Raw genomic sequence first — 23239 nt, 5'->3', positions numbered from 1 at the left:
AATGTTATAAAAAATTTTACTTGTGTCAAGCAACCAATGAAAAATATCTTCCATAAGGCCGAGCAAAAACGTGTTTATCAGGATGTCGTGGATCAGATCCAGACAGCCATTCTCAGTGGTGAAATACCCAAGGGGAGTAAGCTGCCTGCTGAGCGACACCTGTGTGAAATGTTCCAGACCAGCAGGGGAACCTTGCGGGAAGCATTACGTATATTAGAGCAGAAGAGCCTTATTGAAATTCGTCTTGGTGCCGGCGGCGGTGCGTTTGTCAAGGATGCCAACGCTGAGCTTATCGCAGAAAACCTTGCCATGCTCATTCAGTCGGATGCTGTTTCTCTGGAACATTTGGCTGAATTTCGTGAAGGAGTGGAGGGCGCCGTGAGTGGGTTGGCAGCACAGCGGGCATCTGCTTTGGACTGCAAAGAGCTTGAGGCACTGATGGAAGAAGCCGGGAAATGCCGTGAACAGGGTATAAAAGAATGGGGCAGCTTTGTTCGCGTGGATGAAAAAGTCCATCAAGCCATTGCCAAAATTGCGGGTAATCCACTGTATAGTTTTGTTCTCACCAGTGTGCATACAAATATTGGCCGGTACTATGACAAGTTTTTATTTGTAGGGCCTCATGAACTGGAGGAAAACTACCAGGATCTGCGCGTTATTGTTGACGCAATTGCTAATCATGACAGTGAAACTGCAAGCAGGATGGCAAAGAAGCATGTACGCCGTTTTGCCGAATATATGAAACAGAAGAAACGCTAGACCGGAAGGGGAAAATTTTTGATTTAAAGCGAAAAACAGACTGTCAAATATGCAACTACTCATTAAGCAATAATATCAATTGGTTGAGTTTAAAATTAAAAATTTTATGGGAAAGTCGGGCTAGTTTAACCCATTTAACTGTAATCCGTATAGAGCTGAAGGGAGTTTCAGGATGGCTACTCACAATGAAGAAATCTATGCTCAGGCCGTTGCATTGGCGGAATCATGGCAGAACCGAGCCAATGAACTGTTAACCAAGGAAGAGAAGCATATTCAGGACCAGATGAAAAGGCTCCTGACGAATCCTAATGACAAGGTACTCCTCAGTAAAATGATCGATCAGAGTTTTCGATCGCACAACTCGAAGCGGGTTGCAGATCAGATGAGCCACCTGATTGATGAGGAAGGGGTTCCCGAGTTTTTCAGTCGCATAGAAAAACTTTTTATCCAGATGTTTAAAGGGGTGGGAAAACATTTTTCTTCACTGGCTGTGCCGACCATGATCGATCAGATGCGGGCAGGCAGTAGTCGAGCTATTATTCCTGGAGAGCATAAAGAGTTGCATGCTCACCTGCAGAAGCGCAAAGGTCAGGGCATCCGGATGAACATCAATCATCTCGGTGAGGCTGTTCTTGGTGAAAAGGAAGCCGGCCATCGTCTGGCAACCTATATCAAAGATATGGAAGATCCGGATGTTGAGTATATTTCGATTAAAATTTCCACCATCTACTCCCAGATCAATTCTCTGGCCTTTGACGAGACTGTTGCAATCTTAAAAGATAGACTGGCTGCGATTTATCGAGTAGCCAAGGTTAATTACTTTGTGCGCCCCGATGGAACCAAGGTACCTAAGTTTGTTAATCTGGATATGGAAGAGTACCGGGATCTGGAAATTACCTATACCGCTTTTACTGAGACGTTGAGTCAGGAAGAATTCAAAGACTATTCCGGTGGGATTGTTCTCCAGGCCTACCTGCCCGACAGTTTCGGGATGCAGCGAAAGCTGACCGACTGGGCTAAAGAGAGAGTTGCAAACGGTGGTGCGCCGGTCAAGTTGAGAATCGTGAAAGGCGCTAATATGGAGATGGAAAAACTTGAATCAGCTCTCTTTAACTGGCCGCTTGCTCCGTACGACAACAAGCTTGAGGTGGATGCCAATTACAAGCGGATGGTTACCTATGGCATGGAGGAAGAGAATATTAAAGCCGTCAATCTTGGCGTTGCTTCCCATAATCTTTTTGAACTTGCCTATGCCGCTGTACTGGCCAAGAAAAATAATCTGAATCCCTATTTCTATTTTGAGATGCTTGAAGGGATGGCTGATCATGTGCGCAGGGCACTGAGTGAGGGGGACGGTGACGTGTTGCTCTATGCCCCGGTGGCCTCGAAAGATGAATTCATTAATGCCATTGCCTACCTTATTCGCCGCCTGGATGAGAATACTGCGCCGGAAAACTTTTTACGCTATTCACCGGATCTTTCTGTAGGCTCCAACGAATGGACCTATCTTAAAAAGAGTTTCCTCAGCTCCTGTTCGTATCAAGAGCAAGCGCAGGACGGACCCAATCGGATCCAGGACCGGTCAACGGAAACCTTTTCCGAGTCGGCTTCCACGTATTTTTCCAACCGATTTGTCAATGAGGCTGATACTGATTGGTCCCTGGCGGCCAATCGAAAGTGGGCTGAGGGTATCAGAGAGGAGTATAAGCAATCAGCCGGCAATACCCCTCAGCAGATTCCAGTGGTGATTGGCGGGGAGGAGGTATACGAGGGTCGTGACATCAAGGACGTGATTGATCCTAACTATCCACAGCAGCAGGTGTGTGTGGCCCAATTTGCCTTAGCAAACAAAGAGGACGCACTCAAAGCCATTGAAACGGCAAAGCAGGATCCTGACGGTTGGCGAGCATTATCTGCCAAGGAGCGGCATGAGGCGCTTTCCAAGGCTGCTTTTGAATTGCGGGCAGCTCGAGGAGAATTGTTGGGTACGGCAGCCGGCGACACTGGAAAGATTTTTACGGAAGGCGATGTGGAGGTGTCTGAGGCTATTGATTTTGCAGAATATTATCCTCTGACCGCAAGACAACTTGACGATATGGAGAATATAGAAGTCAAAGGCCGGGGCGTTGGTTTGGTTATTTCTCCCTGGAACTTTCCCATTGCCATCCCCTGCGGAGGAGTGGTGACTGCGCTGGCAGCCGGTAATACGGTGATATTTAAACCTGCATCGGATGCGGTGATGACGGCATGGAATTTATGCCAGTGCTTCTGGCGTGCAGGCATTTCAAAGAATACCCTCCAGTTTGTTCCCTGCTCCGGCGCAAAGGTGGGGCCACTACTGACGGCAAGTGAGGACGTGGACTTCATCATTCTTACAGGTGGGACGGATACAGGTCTCCAGATTCTGAAGCAGACGCCGGGAGTCTATCTTGCAGCGGAAACCGGCGGCAAAAATGCGACCATTGTCACCGATATGGCGGATCGTGACCAGGCCATTAAAAATGTCATTCATTCAGCATTCAGTAACTGCGGCCAGAAATGCAGCGCAACCAGCCTGCTTGTACTGGAGAAGACCATTTATGATGATCCGCACTTCAGGCAGCAACTGGTAGATGCAGCGGCCAGTTGGAAGGTTGGTCCTGCGTGGACGTTCAGCAGCAAAATCGCAACCCTGGTTAAACCGCCCAGTGGAGATCTCAAGCGCGGGTTGACAACCTTGGAATCCGGCGAAGAATGGGCACTGGAACCGGAAATGGTTGACGACAACCCCTTTATCTGGTCTCCGGGGATTAAATACGGCGTGCAGCCGGGAAGTTACACCCACATGACAGAGTTTTTCGGACCGCTGCTTGGTGTTATGCGTGCCGATAACCTGGAGCATGCCATCTCGCTGGTTAACCAGACCGGGTATGGCCTGACCTCGGGTATTGAAACCCTGGATCACCGGGAGCAGGAAATTTGGAAAGAGAAGATCTTTGCCGGCAACCTGTACGTTAACCGCGGTACAACCGGGGCCATTGTTTTGCGTCAGCCATTTGGTGGAATGGGGAAATCCGCACTGGGGCCGGGAATAAAGGCTGGTAGTCCTGACTATGTTGCCCAGTTTATGCATGTTGAAGAGGTCGCACACCCTGCAGAGCAACGTCTTGGCCAAGATTACCAGTTGTTGCAGTTAGCGCAGGAGTGGCGGCAGCTGATTCAGTGGGGAAAAATGGCTGATATCAGAGAAGACGTGGAAAAATTGATCAGTGCCGTCAATAGCTATCTCTATAATATGGAAGCGCGTTTTGGTCAGGAGCAGGATTATTTTCATCTGCGGGGCCAGGATAATATTCTGCGCTACCGGCCGATTACCAATATGGTGATTCGCGTTCATCCGCAAGACTCCGCGTTTGAAACGTTTGCCCGCATTGCAGCGTCCAGGGTGGCAGGCTGTAGGACAACGCTGAGCATACCTACTTCGTTGGAAAATAGTGTGACCGGGTTTCTTGAAACTCATTATGGGCGGCAGCTTTTACAGGAGGTAAAGGTACTACGGGAAACCGATAGCGAATTGGCAGGGCGAATAGGGGCAATTGATCGTATTCGGTATGCTGCTCAGGAGCGGGTGCCCGGTGAATTATTTACCGCTGCTGCCGAAATTGGTTTTTATATTTCAAGGACGCCGGTGTTTATGGAAGGGCGCCTGGAGTTGCTCCAGTATTTCCAGCAACAGTCCATCTGTGATAACTATCACAGATACGGCAATCTGGGGGGGCGCTCTTTTGAGTGATGGATGAAAAACTCTATGAGGTAAGAAAAACCCCCTTCAGCCTCTGGCTGAAGGGGGTTTGCTTGTGCAGCAGCGCAAAGTATAGAGAGGATTACAGGATTGGCTTCATCGCACCCATGTGAGAACGCAGCTCTTCACCGATCATTTCAACCTGGGTGAATCTAATCTCTTCGTTCACATTAATCAGCTCGATATTGTCAACACCGTTATCAGTAACATCCAGCCCTTTGCCGATGACATCGGTGGAGATACCTTTCATGAAATCCTGCAATAACGGCAGGGCGCGATGGTTGAACAGGTAGCAGCCGTACTCAGCAGTATCGGAGATGACTACGTTCATCTCGTAAAGTTTTTTACGGGCAATGGTATTGGCAATGAGTGGTGTCTCATGGAGTGACTCGTAGTAGGCTGACTCTTCCTTGATGCCGGCAGAGACCATAGTGTCAAAAGCCAGCTCAACCCCTGCCTTGATCATGGCTACCATCAGGATGCCATTGTCAAAGTATTCCTGCTCGTTGATTGCAGCATCAGTGGAAACGGCTTTTTCAAAGGCAGTCTCACTGGTTTCGGCACGCCATTTGAGCAGATTGGCATCGTCATTAGCCCAGTCTTCCATCATGGTGGAGGAGAAGGTGCCGGACATGATATCGTCCATGTGCTGCTCAAAGAGGGGGGTAAGAATTTCTTTGATATCTTCGGCCAGATAGTAGGCCTTGATTTTTGCCGGGTTGGACAATCGGTCCATCATGTTGGTAATACCGCCATGCTTCAGTGCTTCGGTGACGGTTTCCCATCCGATTTGAACCAATTTAGAAGCATATCCGGCATCCATGCCCTGTTCGATCATTTTATCGAAACAGAGGAGAGAACCGACCTGGAGCATGCCGCAAAGAATGGTTTGTTCGCCCATGAGGTCGGATTTAACCTCTGCCACAAAAGATGACTGGAGTACGCCTGCTTTGTCGGAACCAATGCCACAGGCATAGGCTTTGGCGATATCCCAGCCTTCACCCTTAGGGTCATTTTCACGGTGCACTGCAATCAGGGTGGGAACGCCGAAGCCGCGCTTGTATTCCTCGCGTACTTCTGTTCCTGGAGATTTTGGGGCAACCATGATAACTGTCAGGTCTTCCCGGATCTGCATACCTTCTTCGACAATATTAAAACCGTGGGAATAGGAGAGGCAAGCCCCTTCTTTCATGAGCGGCATTACAGAAGAGACAACGTTGGTGTGCTGTTTATCCGGGGTAAGGTTGATTACCAGGTCAGCGGTAGGGATCATTGCATCGTAATTACCCACAGCAAAGCCGTTTTCAGTGGCATTTTTCCAGGACTGACGCTTGGTTTCAATGGCACTGTCGCGCAGAGCATAGGAAACATCAAGACCGGAGTCACGCAGGTTGAGCCCTTGGTGGAGTCCCTGAGCACCACAGCCGACAATAACAATTTTTTTGCCTTGCAGTTTACCTACACCTTCAAATTCCGAGGCATCCATAAAACGGCATTTGCCAAGTTCCTCGAGCTGCAGGCGCAGTGGCAGGGTGTTAAAATAATTTTCTCCCATTTTCAATCTCCTTATTCTTTCAGTTTGAGTTCACGTTATATTTTGTGCATAACATATATGCAATTTGCTGTTGCGGAAAGTGAATTGATTGCAATTCTGTGTTGCTTTTATGGCAACACACGGTTATTGAAAAGTATCAGTATACTCAGACCGGATTTCTCATCAATAAAGTTTTTCGCAGGGCAAGGCACAAGCCCCGTAGCAGGTAAGCGCAGACTCCGATAGTACACTACCGCAAGTGGCTTGTAACGCAGATCCTGCGGAAAAATCTATTGACCCGAAGGGGGAACTTTTTGATTGAAAACGAAAAATAGACTGTTCATTGTACAATTACTCTTTAAATAATAATATCAGTTAATTGAGTTTAAAATAAAAATCTGATTACCCATGAAACTCAGCCATTTTTTTTTGGGACTCGGGAGACAGATCGGAGTCTTCGCTTACCTAAATTTCTCAGTACTGAGGTAGGGGACTGATTTTTTTTCATGGTTTTTTATGAAAATTAATCTGTCTCCCGGGTTAAAAAAGAGAAATAAAATCAGTCCCCTGTCTGTTTCGATAGATAATTGGCTGAGTTTTGTACGTAATCAAAAATAAAAAAGTTCATGAGAAATTCGGGCTAAGCACACATCTTGTACTCTGCCATGGATATTAGAAGCATAAAGATATTTAATTCGCTGGCTGCATCACTTCATTTTGGTAAAACCAGCAGGGCGTACCATATGACGCCTTCAACCCTCACCCGCCTGGTGCAGCGTCTAGAGGCGGAAGTAGGAAAACAGCTGTTTCGCAGGGACAGGCGGTCCGTATCACTCACGCCGGCGGGTATGCTCTTTAAGGAGTATGCTGAGGAAACGGAACAGCGGTGGAATGCGCTGCAAAACAGGTTGGCCGCAGAGGTGGAACTGCGGGGAAATATCTCCCTTTACTGTTCTGTGACCGCGGCCAATGGTATTTTGCCGGCAATACTCAAGACGTTCAGGGCCCATTTTCCAGGAATCCAACTCCATCTGCAGACAGGAGATGCGGCCATGGCTTTGGATCAATTACAAAATAAGGCCGCTGATGTAACCATTGCGGCGCTGCCGGAAAAACTTCCCGCCTCTATAACCTTCATTGAGATCATCAGGACACCGTTGGTGTTTGTCGCTCCTGCAGGTCACCAGGAGCTTATTGTTTATAGAGAGGGGGAAATTGACTGGGAAAGCACACCTCTCATCCTCCCGGAAAAAGGGTTGAGCAGGGTGCGGATGGACAAATGGTTTCGGGAAAACAGTATAAAGCCCAATGTGTATGCCCAGGTTGCGGGAAACGAGGCCCTGTTGACCATGGTTGGGCTGGGGTACGGGGTAGGGGTAATTCCGAAGCTTGTCCTGGAGAAAAGCCTGATCCACCATGAAGTTGTTACTCTGGAAAATGCACCCATCTTGACACCTTTTACCATCGGTGTTTGCACGGCGAAAAAGAACATGGATAATCCTTTGATCAAGGCATTCTGGTCCACAGTACAGAAGGGAGAACGCTCTATGTAGGGGCTCCGCTTCAGGATTACTGGTTAATATAGCTCTTGCTCGGTTCGTTTGATGATTTCTTCCTGGTGGTCGAGATCAAGATCGACAAAGTAGTCACTGTATCCAGCAACTCTGACCAGCAGGTTTCGATACTCATCCGGGGTCTGTTGCGCTTTTCGAAGGGTTGCGGTATCGACCACATTGAACTGAACATGGTGCCCGCCCAGATTGAAATAGGAGCGGACAAGGCCGCAGAGTTTGTCAAGATCCTGTTCACTGGCGAGCACGCTGGGCAGAAAACGCTGGTTGAGCAGGGTGCCGCCGGATTTTGATTGGTCCATTTTGCTCAGAGATTTAACCACCGCTGTCGGTCCCTTTCGGTCTGCTCCATGGGAGGGAGACGTGCCGTCGGACTCGGGTTGATGGGCAAACCTGCCGTTGGGTGTGGCACCGAGCATTTTTCCGAAATAGACATGACAGGTGGTGGAAAGCATGTTGAGGTGATACTCCGTTCCCTTGGTATTGGGCTTACCGTCAATGGCGGTGAACAGGCTGTTGTATATTTGTTGCATGATAGTATCTGCCCGATCATCATCATTACCGAAAAAGGGAGTCCTGTTCCACAGGGTCAGTCGAAGCGGTTCATTGTCTGCGAAATTATTGGCCAGGGCGTCAAGCAGTTGCTCCCAGGAAAAAGTTTTTTGTTCAAAGATATGGGTTTTAATTGCCGACAGGCTGTCGGTGATGGTCCCGATGCCGCAACATTGGATATAATTGGTGTTATAGCGCGGGCCACCGTCGTAGTAGTCCTTGCCTTTTTCAATGCAGTCGTTGATGACCACAGACAAAAAAGGTGCCGGAGAATACTTGGCATACATTCGTTCGATATAATTATTTACCTCTATCTTGAGGGCGACGATGTGTTCCAGTTGTTGAGTGAAGGCATCGTAGAGCGCCTCGTAGGAAGTAAATGCTCTGGGATCGCCTGTTTGTAAACCAACCTGCTTGCCGGTTAATGGATCTCGTCCATTGTTCAGGGTTATTTCAAGGATTTTCGGCACATTAAGATACCCGGTAAGGATATAGGCCTCCTTGCCGAATGCACCGGTTTCGATACAACCGCTGGTGCCGCCTTCACGCGCGTCTTCAATGGATTTACCCACCCGCACCTGTTCCATAATAACGGTGTCGGTGTTAAAAATGGATGGATAGCCATAGCCTTTGCGGATTACCCGCGAGGCAGCCTTGAGAAAATGGTCCGGCGTCTTGCTGCTTATGTGTACTGAGGGTTGCGGTTGGAGCAAGTGCAATTCGTCAGCCACTTCCAGAGCAATATAGGAAACCTCATTGGTTCCGTCGCTCCCATTTTTGAGCAGTCCGCCAAGGTTGATCTGGGTAAAATCGTTGTAAGTACCACTTTCCTTGGCTGTAACTCCAACTTTTGGCGGGGCAGGCTGGTTGTTGATTTTAATCCAGAGGCAGGCCAGGAGTTCTTTTGCCTGTTCACGGGTGAGCGTGTTCTCTGCCAGCTCTTTTTCGTAAAAAGGGGCAAGGTGCTGGTCAAGGTGACCCGGTGACATGGCATCCCATCCGTTGAGTTCGGTTATGGTACCAAGGTGGGTGAACCAGTACATCTGGATCGCTTCATGGAAGGTCTGTGGTGTATACTCAGGAACCCTGCGGCAGACCTGGGCAATGGTGAGTAATTCCTGTTTACGAACTGTATCTCGCTCTTTGGCGGCTAGTTTTTCTGCAAGTTGTGCATGACGGTGGGCAAAGAGAATGACAGCGTCACAGGCGATATCCATGGCTGTGAGCTGTTCAAAGCGGTCAGCTGCCTCAGGGTCGTTTTGGTAGTCAAGCCGTTTAATGCGATCTGCAATTCGTTCTTTGAGGCCAAGCATACCATAGTGGTAGATGGAACCGTCAAGAGCCGTGTGCCCCGGAGCCCGTTGTTCCATGAACTCGGTAAAAAGGCCGCATTCATACGCGTCTTTCCATTGTTGGGGAACATTACTGAATATTCTGTCCCGCATTGAGCGTCCCTGCCAGTAGGGAATGACCTCTTGCTCATAAATCGTTATATCCTGTTGGCTGACATCGTAATTGGTCATGGCCCTGTTGTTGAGGACCTGTAAATCGTCAGCGGAATGGCACGTCAGTTCGGGAAAGGTTGGCACAACTTTGGGGGCCGGTCCGCGTTCACCTACCAGCAGTTCGTGTTTACCGATATAAAGCGTCTTGTTTTCGCATAAATGTTTGAAAAACAGGGCCCGCAAAACCGGTTGTGAATATTTGCCGTTGTTTTCGCGGTAGAACGCTGTCTCCAACAATGCTCTTTCAATGGAGATGGTAGGTCGTGCTTCAAAACTTTCTTTTCGTAGCTGCTCAATGCGTTGGTTCATGGTTATCCACCTATTCGAACTGACAGGTCAAATTGCTCAAGGTTATGAACGATTTCCTGAATGTATGCTTGGTCTGCGACCTGGATGTGCTCGCCAGGGTAGTTGAGATGCAGTTTGTTGTATTTAGCCTTAGCAGAGGGATGGTATGGCAGTACATCAAGCCCGTTTATTTGGGGCAGGCCACGGAGAAAGGTACCGGTTTGGACAATATTTTCATGATCGTCATTAATTCCGGGTATAAGCGGTAACCGGACCTGGACTTTTGCCCCCTTGTTATGCAAGTACCGGAGGTTGTCTAAGATGCTTCGATTGTCCACCCCTGTGTATAGACGGTGCTTGTTGTTGTCCATGTGTTTGATGTCATATAAAAACAGGTCGGTATGCTCGGCAACGGTGCTGATCACTTCCCGTTCAGCATAACCTGAGGTATCTACTGCGCGATGGATGCCAAGTGTTCCGGCTTCTTGAAGCAGGGCAAGGAGGAATGTGGGCTGCATCAGGGGCTCGCCGCCTGAAAAAGTGACGCCGCCGCCAGATTGATCAAAAAAAGGAATATCTTTTTTAATCTCTGTTACGACCTCGTCAACAGTTGCCTGCCATCCATTTGCCTCATGCGCCAGAGCCGGGCAGAGGCGGACACATTCACCGCAACCGTCACAGCGCTCAAGATCACGTTCCATCTGTTCGTTGGTCAAGTGTAATGCCTTGTGTGGACAGCGAGTTATACAGGTGCTGCACCCGATACATCGGTCAGCAGACCACACGAGCTGTGGTTGCGGACTGATTCCTTCAGGGTTATGACACCATCTGCAGAAAAGCGGGCACCCTTTCAGGAATATAGTCGTTCGTATATGGGGCCCGTCATGCAGTGCATAACGTTTTATGGCAAAAATTGTCCCTTGCATCGATCTGTTATGGTGGTAATGAAAACTATTCTTACTGAAGAGACGTAAATATACATCATCATAGAGCTGATGTAAATACAAGTAAAGAAAGGAAAAGGGCCTTTTTTCTAAAAGGCCCTTGGGCAGGAGAGTCTTGTACTATAAGAGAAGCGAGGCGGACAAATCAGGCGGTAGTGTTTTCTGCAGCCTTTTTTACTTTGGTATGATCAAGAGTAGACATGGCGGTAGCAACCATGGAAGAGACATCGGTGAGGTTGCCGGGTACGATCATGGTATTATTTTCCTTGGCCAGTTTTCCGAACTCTTCCAAATATTTTTTGGCAACATCCAGGTTAGCTGCTTCATGACCGCCAGGGGCGCTTAATGCCTCGGCGACACTGCGAAGACCCGCAGCAGTTGCTTCGGCAACTTTGAGTATCTCTTCGGCACGCCCCTCTGCCTCGTTGATTCTTTTCATTTTTTCACCTTCAGACAGAGCAATTGCCTCAGCCCTTTCTCCCTCGGCCCGGTTGATCAATGATTGGCGTTCCCCTTCTGATCTGGCAATATCTGCGCGTTTTTCCCGTTCCGCCTTCATCTGTTTTTCCATGGCATCAAGCACGGATCGTGGCGGCTGCAGGTCTTTTATCTCGTAACGAAGCACCTTGACCCCCCAATTCTGGGCAGCCTCATCCAGAGCATTAACCACTTGCTGGTTCAACACTTCCCTGGCCTCGAAGGAGTTATCAAGACTAATTTTACCAATGGCCGAACGAAGACTTGTCTGAGCAAGTTGAGCTGCCGCAAAATGATAGTTATCAATACCATAGGCAGATTGTTTGGTGTTAACGACTTGAAGGTAGAGGACCCCGTCAACCTCCATGGTAACGTTGTCTGAGGTGATGCAGGTTTGTGCCGGAATATCAATAGGCTCTTCTTTAAGACTTCGTTTGTATGCCACCTTGTCCAAGAAAGGAATGAGGATGTGGAAACCAGCTTCCAGAGTTGTTCTATATTTTCCCAGCCGTTCGATCACAAATTCACTACGCTGTGGGACTACGACAGCTGTTTTCACTAAGACAACAATAACAAAAGCAACCAGCACTCCAACACCAACGAGCATATTATCCATTATTCTTCTCCTTGTTGAGTTATAGGACAAACTTTTACCAGAAGGTCGTGTTGTTCGACTATCCTGACCACCGTGCCGACAGCAATATATTCTTCTGCTGAAGCTCGCCAGAAAGAACCCGCATATTTAACTTTACCCTCTGCCGGTGGAATTATTTCTTCTGTTACTGTCCCATTCGAGGGAGCGGAATTGAGATTAAGGCTATCTTCTTCCTCCTTTGCGCCTCCTAAAAAGACATTTTGCAGGTATGAGCGAAGCACGAGAAGAGAAAGAACGGAAGTCGTCAGGAAGAGAACAAGTTGAGTCGCCAACGATACATCAAATATATACACGCAAAGAGCCGTGCACCACGCACCAATACCAAAAAAGAAAACGACAAAGCCTGGTAGCGCCAGTTCAATGCCATAAAAGGCAATGCCTATCAAAAACCAGACCAGTACTGGTGAAATGGGCAAGTCAATCATAACGGAACTCCTTGGATGAGCTGTGTTTTCTATACAGAATATCACAGCACGTGTGATATTATCAAATAAGAATGAAAAATAAGCCAATGCCGGTTAGTGCAAAACCGGTACAGGGAAGGACCAGTTTTTTCCAGGTGGCAACTAGGTCGGTTGCAAAGTATTCACAGGTGAGCATAAAGCAGATATGGATGGGGGAAATCATAACCCCGGTAAAACCACTGAAAGTGGCAAGGATAAGGTAAGGTACGCTTTGATGCTGCAGGTGCATAATTTCAAGCAGACCAAGCAGGAGGGGAAAGGTCGCCCCGACAAAGGCAACATTGATTCCGGAGACCATCCCGACCAGAAAGGGAAGGAGAATGGCTGCTGCAAAGAGGGCTGCCTTTTCACCACTCGCTTCGGCCATTGCTTCGACCACTCCTGCGGCCTGCATGGTGTCCTTGAAAATGAAAATAGCAGCAATAACAGCAAGCATTGACCAGAGGCTTTTTTTGGTGAGGATGTGAACAAGGTAATCACCACGAAGATTATTCTGCATCATAACGCTCATAGCCGCTACACAGAGGGCTGCCAGTACCCCCCATTCAAAGGGGATATGGTGTGCGAACCGGGCAAGGATGCTCTCTAGACCGATTGCCCCTACTATGGCGATGAGCAATGGTGTCGCCTCTTTGAGTACTCGCTTGATGTTGCGCTCTTTGGTGACATCGACTGTGTTTTCGGAAAAATATTTACCCCGAGTAGCTGGGCGGAGGAGGAAAAGCCAGCCGAACAAAAACATGGCAACCACACCTGGCCAGCTTTTGGAGATAAAAGCTGAGAGGGGAATCTCGGCAAGGGCCACGGTCAAGATTATTCCTGGATAAAGCGGCCATGCAAGTTCCCACACATGGCGGAACCAGTAATTTATGATTGCGCGGTCAATATTCTGAATAGGCATATCCGCTGATACTGCCTTGACCATAGGGGCGGAAAAAACAGCTCCGCCGGGCATGGGCAGCAGACCTATCAGTGCAGGAAAAAATATAAGACGCAGCCGATTGTCGTGGAGGTATCCGGAAAGGGCGTCCATCAGTCTTTGCGACTGTCCCGATCGCTCAAGTCCGTCGGAAAGTATAAGGATGAGGCCGACAATGGACACCAGAAAGAGGAATTTTTCTTTGCCGAGAGCGGCAACACTGACTTGCAGCCATTCCCCTGCACCAAGTCCAAAGAGGAGTGCGATTGAAAGGGCGCCGCCGAGCACAGACAGCCAGAGACCAAGCTTTAAGCGAATACAGACCAGGATGAGAATAAATGTACTTAGAATTTTAAGAAAAGGAAGGAGCGTGATGATTCCATGCATGTTTTGCTCTTTTAAGGATGCGTGTAAATGTGGGACAGCAAAAAAAATAAATATGTTCCGAGCTCTAGCCAGGCCGTGACTATACAAGGGAACATGTCTGTTGTCACTTGGACTCTGACAGAGAAGTGAAGAACAAAAGACCAGCTACGGGTAGCGGCAATTATTACTTTTCTTCTCACACAGGTCTCTGCTTGCTGTTGTCCGGCTGCAAATTTTGCTATGATGAAACATGGAGATGTCCTGGTTTATGCACTATAACGGACGCTCATTATCAACACCTTTATCGAGGGAACCATGATGAAACGAATTGATGAACTCATTTTGCGTATCAAAGAGTTGGAAAATGAATTGTCCCTTGAGCTTGAAAATGAGCTAAGCAATATCCAGCAACAGTTTAGATACAGGGTAGAACGTGGAAAAATACGTTTTCAGGAGGGGGCACTGGCCACCCATAAGGCTTTGAAAGAAAATGTGTACCATTACTTCAGTGATTCAAATTTCCTGTTTGTCCTGACCAGCCCCGTCATTTACTCACTAGCGCTTCCGCTTTTTTTGCTCGACCTAGTCCTGACACTCTACCAGTTTATCTGTTTCCCTGTTTATAAGATTAAAAAAGTGAAGAGAAGTGAATACGTTATAGTTGACAGGCAGCACCTTGCCTACCTCAATATGATAGAAAAAGCCAACTGCATATACTGCGGCTACGCAAATGGGCTTCTTTCCTATGCACTCGAAATTGGTTCAAAAACTGAAGAATTCTGGTGCCCGATAAAGCATGCAAAAAAAACAAAGGATCCCCACTCAAGATATCATTCATTTCTCGAATACGGAGATGCTGAAGGATATAAAAACAAACTTAGCGCATTCAGGAAGAAGCAATCAAGTGTACAGTAGCTCAAGAATACCTGGACCGGAAATGGGCTCTACGGTTGCACAATCCGCTGTGGAACCCCTTACCCGGCACTGCTGAGAATCTGTTCAAATTTTTCATTGCCTGCTAAGTTTTTGAATGATTTTTCTTCTGCGACTTCTTCTTTTAACGTATCAGAAAGGTCAATGGCCGTTTCCAGGTCCTCTACTGCCTCGTCCACCAAGCCAATTTCCGATTTAGCGCATGCACGTTGCCAATAGGCCAGTGAGTATTCGTTGTCATGTTCCAGTGCTTGATCAGCCAGGGATAAGGCCCACTTTTTTTCACCGATTTCAAGCAGGGCATCTGCTTTATAGGTCAGAACCTCGACATCATCTGGTCGTAGCTCAAGAATTTGATCGTAAATGTTGATTTTTTCCTGTTCACTTTTTTCCAGGCCGGCCCTCATCCATAACGAGTGGATATTATTTGTCAGGGCAATTTGTTCCTGGTTGGTCAGGATTTGTTCAGAGCGTTTTCTCATTTTTTTCTCGATTTCCGCCAGTCGCTTTTCATATTCCTCAACCAGTTCCGAAATCTTTTTAGTGGTAATGTCTTCCATTGAAGCCCGCACGTCGCGTACTGATTTCCAGCCAAAGAGCACCAGCATGGTTGCCGCAGCAGTGATAATGTAAAAAATATTGTTAGTGGTATCAGCAGTGTAGCGAATCGCCCGGTCAGAAGCCTCCAATTTGGCTCCTGCCACTTTTTCCGTGACCCGTACTTCCAGTTCTTGCTGGCCTATTCTGAGCTGTTTCAGTTCATCTAAAACGTATCTTTCAATAAATGGTTTATACAGCGGTTTAGTAAATTCAGGCTCGGGTGCTGCGGTTTGTTCCTCCACAGCCTTTGCAGGGTCCAGAGTTAAGGTGCAAACAGTAAGCAGTGCAAGAAGAATGGAGTGGAATTTCATGGGATAATCTCAGGTTAACTTGAGGCAATGAATGTATTTGGTTATTAAACAACTACCATCTAAAATTATGTATTTTCAGAGCTGCAATTGTAAGAATTGATAGTGTCGAAAAAAAGAGAGTCTCTCTACCAAAATTGAACCCAATGGGCAAGCACGTTGTAAAAGGGATTTGTTAATGTTTCGCTGATCACTTACTGGAAAGTCTTTATCGGAACGAGGAAAGCTGGCGTACAGGAGCAGCCGGCTCGGGCTAAGGTGTTGCAGCCTGGCTGGGAGCATGTTAATTTTCGTTGCTGATTTACTCCAGATGCCCATAGGATTTTTTCTATCGTGTTTTTAACGAGGAGATATGGCAGAGAATTTTGATATCGTTTTTACCGACCTGGATGGAACCCTGTTAAACTCTGCAAAACAGGTCAGCAGGCAAACGCTTGAGCTCTTTCATGCATTGAAAGCCAGAGGTGTATTAAGGGTAATTGCCACCGGCAGGTCTTATTTTTCCCTGCAAAAGGTTCTTGCCGATGATTTTCCGGCTGATTATCTGATTGTTTCTTCCGGAGCCGGTATCGTGGAAATGCGGACTCGACAACTCCTTTTTTGCCGACCCTTTACCAACAGTGATATCCAGACCATAAGCAGTCGGTTGATGGCCCAGGGGCTCGACTTTATGGTCCATGGCCAGGTCCCGGAGAACCATCATTTTGTTTATCATCAGAGCGGTAATAACAATCCTGATTTCCAGAGAAGGATAGAAGCTTATCAGGATTTTTGCAGGCCGTTAAGGTGCAACTCTGAGTTGCCTGCACGTTCGGCGCAGATTATTGCTATACTCCCAGATGATCCTTCTCTTTTTCACAGGGTTGCTGCCTGTTTTGATCAATTCCAGGTGATCCGGGCCACCTCCCCTCTTGATCATTGTTCCATCTGGTTGGAGATTTATCCTCCTGGTGTGTCAAAGGGTGCTGCAGCAAGGTGGCTGTGTGAATATCTCGATCTTAGAGTTGATCGAACAATAGGCATTGGTAATGATTATAACGATATAGACTTGCTCGATTTTACTCGGCTGAGTTATGTGGTGGCCAATGCACCTCAAGAACTCTTGGAAAGATATCTGTTGACCCCATCAAATGATGAGCATGGTGTGTATCATGCTCTTGTAGGCAACGCATTTACTTCAGGGTAAAGGTTACCTGCGCTTGTAAAAGTAAATTACAACCATCAGTTTAGCCCGCTTGTCACCGATGCTGCGTCCGGTATGTGGAGTACGGGAATCAAAATAAGAGTGGTCTCCTGCTTCCATAATGTAGGTTTTTTCGCCATATTTAAATTCCATGGTCCCTTCCAGCACATAGATAAACTCTTCGCCTTCATGGCGAAACATCTGGGGAAATTCAAACGGCGCAAAAATGAAAAAGGGCTCCATGTTTTTGCCTGGTTTATCGGCAGCCAGAACCATGTAGTCGTAGCCGACATAGCGGGAGCTTTCACGGATGATCCTGCCTTCCTTTTTTTTGCCGATTACAATAGGTTTTTCTTGGGTGGTGCCAATGTCTTTCTGAAAGATATCCGTTATTTCTACCCCCAGGGCACATGTAATTTTGTTGAGAGTCGAGTAGGGCGGTGCCTTCTTGGATCGTTCTATTTTGGATAGATATCCCTTGGTCAGGCCGGTTTTGTCGGCCAGTTCCTGGAGGGTCATCTTTTGCTGCTTGCGGGAGTGCTGAATGTTTTCAGCGATTGTTTTTTCGTCCATGGTTTTTAATCGTACGCAGCCTCGCACCTTCGGCAAACTTGGCAATTGCAGGATTTAGGTTATACGTCAAAAAGCTTGGCAATGTACATGGCCGGGTGCATCATGGTAATGGTATCGCCATCATCGAGCTGACCGGAAAGGTTGAGGCGGCAAACCGGGCAGTCTGTCAGCCATATTTTTGCGCCGGTTTTGCGGGCATTCTCAATTTTGGAACGTCCCATCTTTGCTGAGACTTCCGGATATTCATAAAAGAAGGTGCCGCCGCCACCGCAACAGGCTGTGCTGTCTGCAGCAGGATGGTACTCTATCTCGGGTATCGTCTCTAAAACCCGTGCTGCTGAGGTGAAGTTGTTTTTCAGGTGGCAGGGAGTATGGTAGGTAACCGGCTTTTGCCCGGTAAGTTTTGTGGCTGTTTTTTTTCTGTCCAGCTGATCGAGACGCTCGTACACAAAAGACATCAGGTCAACAACCTTGGCGCTTACCTCCATTGCGGGGCCGTCCTCCAGGCCGTATTTTCGCATCATGGCAGGAAATTTGTTTTTCAGGGCAGCGCCGCAGGTCGGGCAGTCAACGATAATTGCTTCAACGTCCTGTTGGTGCAGACAGTCAATGTTTTGTTGAATGTTTTGTTGTGCCTGGGTCTCCCCGCCGTGCAACAACATGGGGATGGAGCAACAGGTTTGCTTTTGAGGGATGCTCACCGTGTATCCCATACTTGTGAGCAGGTGCAGGGTGGCCTCCCCTGTTTCAGCATAGAGATGGTTGGTTGCACAGCCGGTAAAATAAAGTACCGTTCCCCTTGGTTTGCCTTTTGGTGGATTGATCTCGGGTACGGTTTTTCTGAAAGGTTTGCGGTTGAGCCTGGGGTATTTACGGATTGGGATATTGCCCAGGTCGTGTGTTCTTTGAAAAGAATCCGGGAGTATTTCCTGTCCGAGACGGGCTAGGCCTGCAGCCAACCGCAAACGTTGCTCCCTGGCCAGGAGATACACAAGCCCTTTTATTTCGAGTCGTTCGCCCTGCTGCTTGCTGAGCCGGGAGCGCATTTCCATAAATTGGGATTCATGATCCACGCCGGAAGGACAGATGGCGGCACAATTACCACACATCAGGCATTTGCTGATCAGCTCTTTGAGCAGGGGAGAGGAGGTGAGTTTGTTGTCTGTAAAGGCCTTAATAAGCTGAATGCGGGCTCGTGGCGAGGCCTGTTCTTCTTTGAGTACCTTAAAAACAGGGCAGACCGTTAAACATATGCCGCACTTCCCGCAGGTACCGCCTTTTTCAAGGTTCATACGAATTTACCAGGGTTCAGTATCTGGCCGGGATCAACAGCTTCTTTAATGACTTTCATAAAGTCCTGGGTATCGTCATCCATGATCAGCGGCATGAAGGGAGCCTTGGCAAGACCTATTCCATGTTCACCGGAAAGCGTCCCGTTGAGTTCTGCGGCAGCTGCAAAGATTTCACGGAATGCTTTTTCTACCCGTTCCCATTCTTCACTATTGTTTCGGTCCGCACAGATCAATGGGTGCATGTTGCCATCTCCTGCATGGGCAAGCACTCCTGATTTGAGCTTGTAATGGGAGGTGATTGCATTAATTTTTTTTATCATCTGCGGTACCCGGCTCACCGGTACTGTGACATCCTCGGAAAGAATGTCCGGCGCAATTTTGGCAAACACGCCATAAGCTGCTCTTCTTGCCGCCCAGAGGCGGTCCCGGTCTTCACTTGATTGCGCCTGCTGCACAGACACGGCTCCATGTTTTTGAACCTTAGCCACAATACGTTCCCGTTCCCGGTCACAGGCTTCTTTTATGCCATCCACTTCAATCAGCAGCGACCCTTCTGCTTCCCTGGGGAGGCCAAGCGGGACGGAGTCCTCGATGGCATTCAAGGTCATTTTATCCATGAGCTCCATGGAAACCGGTAAAATGCCCGAGCCGATGATATCAGAGACTGCTTGGGCAGTGTTGTCCAGATCATCAAAGGTGACGAGCAAGGTTTGGGTGGTTTCAGGGGCCGGAATAACCCGAAGAATGATCTCGGTGACCATGCCCAAGGTGCCTTCTGAGCCGCAGAAGAGGGCGGAGAGCTTGTAGCCGCTGACATCTTTTATATTTCGGCTGCCAAACCGGATAATTTTTCCAGAAGCAAGGACTACTTGCATTCCCAGCACATAATCAACGGTTACACCGTACTTCAGGCAGCGTGGTCCCCCGGCATTCAGGGCGACATTGCCCCCTAGAGTGGAGAATTCCATAGAACCTGGGTCGGGCGGGAAGAAAAAACCAAAAGGGGCCAGCGCGCGCTGCAAGTCTCCGTTAATAACCCCTGGCTGGACAATGGCATACCGGTCACGAGTGTTGATCTCAATGATTTTATTCATTTTGGAAAAGCAAAGCACGATTCCGTTTTTTACCGGTATCGGCGCTCCGCAAACACTTGTTCCTGCCCCTCGTGCGGTTACCGGGATGGCCTCTGCTGATGCAATCTTCAGAATAGCGGAGACCTCTTCGGTGGTTTGTGGAAACAGCACCACCTCGGGCAGGGATTCTTCCAGAAAAGAATCATAGGAGTAGCAGAAAAGTATTTCGATTTCATCGACGAACCGGTCCTTACCGACTACAGCGACCAATTGGTTTTTGATATTTTCCGAGAGCATTGGCGATCCTTATCAGCGGAGCAACAGATTGGGGAGAAACAGTGAGATACTGGGAATATATGTCACCAGCATCAGGCAGAGCAGCATGATCCCTAAAAAGGGAAGAACACCTCGGGCAATGGTTACCAGCGGACGTTTGGTGAGCCCGGACGCTACAAAGAGATTGAGTCCAAAAGGTGGGGTGAGCATGCCCATTTGAATATTGAGTATCATCACGATGCCGAAGTGTACCAGGTCAATCTCATAGCGATTCAAGGTCTCGTAAAAAAGGGGAGCCAGGATGAGCATTGCGCTCACATCATCCATAAAGCAGCCGAGGATTAGAAACAGCAGATTGACACACAAGAGAAACATCCACGGGCTGTGAATGTGGTTGATAATGATGTCTGCCAGTTGCTGCGGGACTTGTTCTGCTGTGAGCAGCCAGAGAAAGGTCATGGCACAGGCTAAAATAAACAACAGCGAAGCGGACAGGACAGCGGCCTGCCGGCAGATACTAGTTATTTCACGACATGTGAACTCTTTGTAGACAAAAAGTTCAATAAACAGGGCATACACTACGCTGACTGCAGCCGCCTCGGTGGGTGTAAACAGGCCTGAATAAATCCCGCCAAGGACTACCAAGGGCAACAGTAAGGCCCAGAAACCTTGCTTGCCGGCGGTTACTATATCGGTAAGGGATGCTTTTTTTTCAATTCTCCAGTTACAACGCTTGGCAATGATATAGGTAAACGCAATCAATGCGCACCCGATAAGCATTCCCGGTATCACTCCGGCCATGAACATCTCGGCTACAGACACATTCATCACCAGGCAATAGAGGATCATGGGGATGGAGGGAGGGATAACTATACCTAGAGAACCAGAGACCGTTATCAGGCCAAGGGAGAACTTTTCCTCATAACCGGCCTTGATGAGCGCCGGGATCATGATCGAGCCGATCGCTACTACAGTGGCTGGTGACGAACCGGAGATGGCTGCAAAAAAGATACAGCCAAGGATGCCTGCCATACCCAGGCCACCTGGAAACCACCCCACCAGGGCATTGACAAATGCTATGAGACGTCGTGCAATCCCGCCATGGGTCATAATGGATCCGGCAAGAATGAAAAAAGGGACTGCCAGGAGAACAAACTTGTCCAGTGCATTGAACAATTGCTGGGCGATGATATGGAGCGGAGTACTGGTAAAGAGTGTCAGAGAGAGGGCTGTGGTTATCCCTAAGATGATGGCAATGGGAACCCCGGCCACTAAAAGGACCGCAAAGCAGGCACAGATAATGGCAATCATATTTTTTCTCTCTGTATGTTTTCCTTTTTCAGTTCAAGTAAGAAGAGAACTGCAGCTGTATAAAAACGAAAGCCCATTATCAGAGAAAAAACAGGGATTGGCAGGTAGGCGAGATACATTGGTATCTCCATGGTCGGCGACGTCGTTTCATATCCGTGCATGCGGATGACGATCTTAAAGGAGTAATAGACAACCATGAGACAGAAACTGCCTGACAGGATCGAGGTGGCACATTGCAGGAATTGCTGCCATGGTTTTGCGAGTTTTGTGACCAAAAGGTCCATGGTGAAATGGCTGCCGGTTTTGACCCCGATAGCTGCGCCAAGAAAGGTGATAAACACTCCCAGGTAGCGTCCCAACTCTTCGTACCAGGTAAAACTGTAGTTAAATACATATCTGGTCACGACCTGGACAAAGCCTAGAATTGCCAGACCAAGGATTGTCCACACCAGAACGGTGTCTTCCAGGCGATTAAGCAAGGCCCCGAATTTCTTAACGGCCACTGTATCTACTCCAGGACATCTTTTAATAAATGAGCCAGTTGATTTACTGTCTTTTCGCCCAATCTTTTCGTTATGCTGAAAAAATAATCCTCGGAATATCAATTATATGCCTGTGGTTATTTTTACAACATGCCTCGGAGTCTTCGCTTACCTGATCTTGAACGAAAATCCTATTAAATCAACAGACTCATAAATATGGCCCAGGAAAAGAAAAACCTGGGCCATGGGAATTGTTTTATGCTGTTGTTAGTTATTGTTTGTGAGCCTTTATTTTTTCCTGCACCAGGTTAAACAGCTCATTGCCGATTTTTTTTCTGTATTTTTCCCACACCGGCAGCATGGCTTTGCGAAACTGTTCACGCTCCTGGGGGGTAAGGGAGATGATCTCGACCCCGTTTTGTTTGGCATACTGTTCAATGGATATGCCGCTTTTAGGAAGCTTTTGGTGCAACTCTGCATTGACCGCCCGGTTGGTTTTAATGGCTATTTTTGCGGCATCACGAAAAATTTGCTGATCGCCGGCAGAGAGTGTTTCCCAGTAATCAATGCTGACGATGATAACGCACTCTGTGACCGTATGCTGGGTAAGGGTGATATACTTATTGACTTCACTAAATTTGGCGAGCACCGTGGTGAGAATTGGATTTTCCTGGGCATCGATAACCCCGGTCTGCAGGGCATTGTAGATTTCCGGAAAGGGTATGCCCACCGGTGAAGCTCCCAGCTGCTTGAAGGTGTCCAGGTAAACAGGAGAGTTCATGACCCGTACCTTCAATCCCTTTATATCTTCGGGGGTTCGAACCGGACGGATGCTGTTGGAGAAGTCACGAATCTCATTTTCTGTCCAGCCAATGGCAATGAATCCTTTTTTAGGGAAATAGGAGAAGAATTTTTCCTGTAATTCCGCATCGTCAAGGGTCGCATAGGCCGTTGCCCGGTTGGGGAAAAGGAAGGGTAGATCCATAACCGCTGACTGGGGGACAAAGTTTTGCATTACAGCGGTAGTTATGGTCGCCATCTGGAGGGTACCGCTTTGTACCTGCTCAGCCATGGAGCGCTCCCCGCCCAGTTGCCCGGCCGGAAAGGTGGCAATGTCTATTCTGCCATCAGTCTTTTCTTTTACATACGCGGCAAAGGCATCGACACCCTTTGATTGACCATGAAAAGGAGGCGCTACATGGCCAAATTTAACTGCAGCCTCTGCCGGCGACGGAAATTCCGTTAGCAGGGTTACGGCTATTGCGCAGACAAGTAGAGTGGTAAGTGTTCCAGCAAGGTTGTTTTTCATGACAGTCTCGTTCGTTTGTAAATAGGGAGTTAGCTACCCGGATTTGTCATCAGTTCAGGCGGTGGCAGGTTCAAAGTTTTTGGT

General features: G+C 48.0%; 18 protein-coding genes. 5 read left to right on the top strand and 13 right to left on the bottom strand.

The features are described from left to right. The first annotated feature begins 36 nt into the window (after positions 1 to 36). Positions 37 to 759, top strand: coding sequence for a FadR/GntR family transcriptional regulator (locus ACHZCY_RS09450; RefSeq protein WP_319548723.1), 723 nt, complete (start codon positions 37 to 39; stop codon positions 757 to 759). A gap of 172 nt (positions 760 to 931) precedes the next feature. Next, entirely contained in the window at positions 932 to 4531 is a 3600-nt protein-coding gene (locus ACHZCY_RS09445) for a bifunctional proline dehydrogenase/L-glutamate gamma-semialdehyde dehydrogenase (protein WP_319548722.1), read from the top strand. A 91-nt stretch (positions 4532 to 4622) separates the two neighbouring features. On the opposite strand, the gene ilvC is transcribed toward ACHZCY_RS09445, so the two are convergent. Then, positions 4623 to 6095 carry a ketol-acid reductoisomerase gene (ilvC, locus tag ACHZCY_RS09440; RefSeq protein WP_205222794.1) on the bottom strand — a complete coding sequence of 491 codons (1473 nt, stop codon included), beginning with the start codon at positions 6093 to 6095 and terminating at the stop codon, positions 4623 to 4625. Positions 6096 to 6739: 644 nt separating this feature from the next. Between ilvC and ilvY the strand changes: the two genes are divergently transcribed. Beyond that, positions 6740 to 7627, top strand: coding sequence for an HTH-type transcriptional activator IlvY (ilvY, locus tag ACHZCY_RS09435; RefSeq protein ID WP_319548721.1), 888 nt, complete (start codon positions 6740 to 6742; stop codon positions 7625 to 7627). Between the two features lie 23 nt (positions 7628 to 7650). Here ilvY and hypD read toward each other — a convergent pair whose 3' ends face one another. The 5 genes from hypD to ACHZCY_RS09410 form a co-directional block, all read right to left on the bottom strand. Further along, on the bottom strand, positions 7651 to 10011 hold the full coding sequence (gene hypD / locus ACHZCY_RS09430) for a trans-4-hydroxy-L-proline dehydratase (RefSeq protein ID WP_319548720.1): 2361 nt from the start codon (positions 10009 to 10011) through the stop codon (positions 7651 to 7653). Positions 10012 to 10013: 2 nt separating this feature from the next. Then, entirely contained in the window at positions 10014 to 10916 is a 903-nt protein-coding gene (locus tag ACHZCY_RS09425; RefSeq protein ID WP_319548719.1) for a glycyl-radical enzyme activating protein, read from the bottom strand. Positions 10917 to 11079: 163 nt separating this feature from the next. Next, complete coding sequence (locus ACHZCY_RS09420) at positions 11080 to 12027, bottom strand: SPFH domain-containing protein (protein ID WP_319548718.1); 948 nt, start codon at positions 12025 to 12027, stop codon at positions 11080 to 11082. After that, a complete protein-coding gene (locus tag ACHZCY_RS09415; protein WP_205222789.1) occupies positions 12027 to 12491 on the bottom strand; it encodes an NfeD family protein in 465 nt (154 codons plus the stop codon). Before ACHZCY_RS09415 ends, ACHZCY_RS09420 begins: the two co-directional genes overlap by 1 nt. 61 nt (positions 12492 to 12552) lie before the next feature. Next, positions 12553 to 13836, bottom strand: coding sequence for a DUF401 family protein (locus ACHZCY_RS09410; RefSeq protein ID WP_205222788.1), 1284 nt, complete (start codon positions 13834 to 13836; stop codon positions 12553 to 12555). 294 nt (positions 13837 to 14130) lie between these two features. Here ACHZCY_RS09410 and ACHZCY_RS09405 point away from each other — a divergent pair, with 294 nt between their 5' ends. Then, positions 14131 to 14730, top strand: a complete 600-nt coding sequence (locus tag ACHZCY_RS09405; RefSeq protein ID WP_319548717.1) for a hypothetical protein — start codon at positions 14131 to 14133, stop codon at positions 14728 to 14730. 59 nt (positions 14731 to 14789) lie between these two features. Here ACHZCY_RS09405 and ACHZCY_RS09400 read toward each other — a convergent pair whose 3' ends face one another. After that, on the bottom strand, positions 14790 to 15659 hold the full coding sequence (locus tag ACHZCY_RS09400) for a TPR end-of-group domain-containing protein (protein ID WP_319548716.1): 870 nt from the start codon (positions 15657 to 15659) through the stop codon (positions 14790 to 14792). A gap of 349 nt (positions 15660 to 16008) precedes the next feature. On the opposite strand from ACHZCY_RS09400, the gene ACHZCY_RS09395 reads away from it, so the two are divergent. Beyond that, positions 16009 to 16842, top strand: coding sequence for an HAD family hydrolase (locus tag ACHZCY_RS09395; RefSeq protein ID WP_319548715.1), 834 nt, complete (start codon positions 16009 to 16011; stop codon positions 16840 to 16842). 3 nt (positions 16843 to 16845) lie between these two features. Here ACHZCY_RS09395 and ACHZCY_RS09390 read toward each other — a convergent pair whose 3' ends face one another. The 6 genes from ACHZCY_RS09390 to ACHZCY_RS09365 form a co-directional block, all read right to left on the bottom strand. After that, the gene (locus ACHZCY_RS09390; RefSeq protein ID WP_319548714.1) at positions 16846 to 17412 is read right to left on the bottom strand and encodes a helix-turn-helix domain-containing protein; all 567 of its coding nucleotides are present in this window, start codon (positions 17410 to 17412) and stop codon (positions 16846 to 16848) included. Between the two features lie 59 nt (positions 17413 to 17471). Continuing rightward, the gene (locus ACHZCY_RS09385) at positions 17472 to 18704 is read right to left on the bottom strand and encodes a (Fe-S)-binding protein (protein WP_319548713.1); all 1233 of its coding nucleotides are present in this window, start codon (positions 18702 to 18704) and stop codon (positions 17472 to 17474) included. Further along, positions 18701 to 20074 (bottom strand): FAD-binding oxidoreductase, encoded by a 1374-nt coding sequence (locus ACHZCY_RS09380; RefSeq protein WP_319548712.1) that lies wholly within the window; start codon positions 20072 to 20074, stop codon positions 18701 to 18703. The genes ACHZCY_RS09385 and ACHZCY_RS09380 overlap by 4 nt, the downstream gene beginning before the upstream one ends. 12 nt (positions 20075 to 20086) lie before the next feature. After that, a complete protein-coding gene (locus tag ACHZCY_RS09375; RefSeq protein WP_319548711.1) occupies positions 20087 to 21364 on the bottom strand; it encodes a TRAP transporter large permease in 1278 nt (425 codons plus the stop codon). After that, on the bottom strand, positions 21361 to 21867 hold the full coding sequence (locus ACHZCY_RS09370; protein ID WP_319548710.1) for a TRAP transporter small permease: 507 nt from the start codon (positions 21865 to 21867) through the stop codon (positions 21361 to 21363). Before ACHZCY_RS09370 ends, ACHZCY_RS09375 begins: the two co-directional genes overlap by 4 nt. Positions 21868 to 22117: 250 nt before the next feature. Then, positions 22118 to 23155 carry a TRAP transporter substrate-binding protein gene (locus tag ACHZCY_RS09365; RefSeq protein ID WP_319548709.1) on the bottom strand — a complete coding sequence of 346 codons (1038 nt, stop codon included), beginning with the start codon at positions 23153 to 23155 and terminating at the stop codon, positions 22118 to 22120. Positions 23156 to 23239 lie beyond the last annotated feature (84 nt).

The organism is Desulfogranum marinum, from assembly GCF_963675105.2.
Taxonomy (GTDB): Bacteria; Desulfobacterota; Desulfobulbia; order Desulfobulbales; family Desulfobulbaceae; genus Desulfogranum; species Desulfogranum marinum.
Note: the sequence above shows the minus strand (reverse complement) of the source record. Positions and strands in the feature narration are given on the sequence as shown.

What these genes read in the sequence shown, in the direction of transcription:
- ACHZCY_RS09375 (WP_319548711.1), bottom strand. Translation starts at nt 21,364, where the DNA reads ATGATTGCCATTATCTGTGCCTGCTTTGCGGTCCTTTTAGTGGCCGGG.
- ACHZCY_RS09380 (WP_319548712.1), bottom strand. Translation starts at nt 20,074, where the DNA reads ATGCTCTCGGAAAATATCAAAAACCAATTGGTCGCTGTAGTCGGTAAG.
- ilvY (WP_319548721.1), top strand. Translation starts at nt 6,740, where the DNA reads ATGGATATTAGAAGCATAAAGATATTTAATTCGCTGGCTGCATCACTT.
- ACHZCY_RS09450 (WP_319548723.1), top strand. Translation starts at nt 37, where the DNA reads ATGAAAAATATCTTCCATAAGGCCGAGCAAAAACGTGTTTATCAGGAT.
- ilvC (WP_205222794.1), bottom strand. Translation starts at nt 6,095, where the DNA reads ATGGGAGAAAATTATTTTAACACCCTGCCACTGCGCCTGCAGCTCGAG.
- ACHZCY_RS09385 (WP_319548713.1), bottom strand. Translation starts at nt 18,704, where the DNA reads ATGAACCTTGAAAAAGGCGGTACCTGCGGGAAGTGCGGCATATGTTTA.
- ACHZCY_RS09395 (WP_319548715.1), top strand. Translation starts at nt 16,009, where the DNA reads ATGGCAGAGAATTTTGATATCGTTTTTACCGACCTGGATGGAACCCTG.
- ACHZCY_RS09405 (WP_319548717.1), top strand. Translation starts at nt 14,131, where the DNA reads ATGATGAAACGAATTGATGAACTCATTTTGCGTATCAAAGAGTTGGAA.
- ACHZCY_RS09420 (WP_319548718.1), bottom strand. Translation starts at nt 12,027, where the DNA reads ATGGATAATATGCTCGTTGGTGTTGGAGTGCTGGTTGCTTTTGTTATT.
- ACHZCY_RS09415 (WP_205222789.1), bottom strand. Translation starts at nt 12,491, where the DNA reads ATGATTGACTTGCCCATTTCACCAGTACTGGTCTGGTTTTTGATAGGC.
- hypD (WP_319548720.1), bottom strand. Translation starts at nt 10,011, where the DNA reads ATGAACCAACGCATTGAGCAGCTACGAAAAGAAAGTTTTGAAGCACGA.
- ACHZCY_RS09425 (WP_319548719.1), bottom strand. Translation starts at nt 10,916, where the DNA reads ATGCAAGGGACAATTTTTGCCATAAAACGTTATGCACTGCATGACGGG.
- ACHZCY_RS09390 (WP_319548714.1), bottom strand. Translation starts at nt 17,412, where the DNA reads ATGGACGAAAAAACAATCGCTGAAAACATTCAGCACTCCCGCAAGCAG.
- ACHZCY_RS09445 (WP_319548722.1), top strand. Translation starts at nt 932, where the DNA reads ATGGCTACTCACAATGAAGAAATCTATGCTCAGGCCGTTGCATTGGCG.
- ACHZCY_RS09400 (WP_319548716.1), bottom strand. Translation starts at nt 15,659, where the DNA reads ATGAAATTCCACTCCATTCTTCTTGCACTGCTTACTGTTTGCACCTTA.
- ACHZCY_RS09410 (WP_205222788.1), bottom strand. Translation starts at nt 13,836, where the DNA reads ATGCATGGAATCATCACGCTCCTTCCTTTTCTTAAAATTCTAAGTACA.
- ACHZCY_RS09365 (WP_319548709.1), bottom strand. Translation starts at nt 23,155, where the DNA reads ATGAAAAACAACCTTGCTGGAACACTTACCACTCTACTTGTCTGCGCA.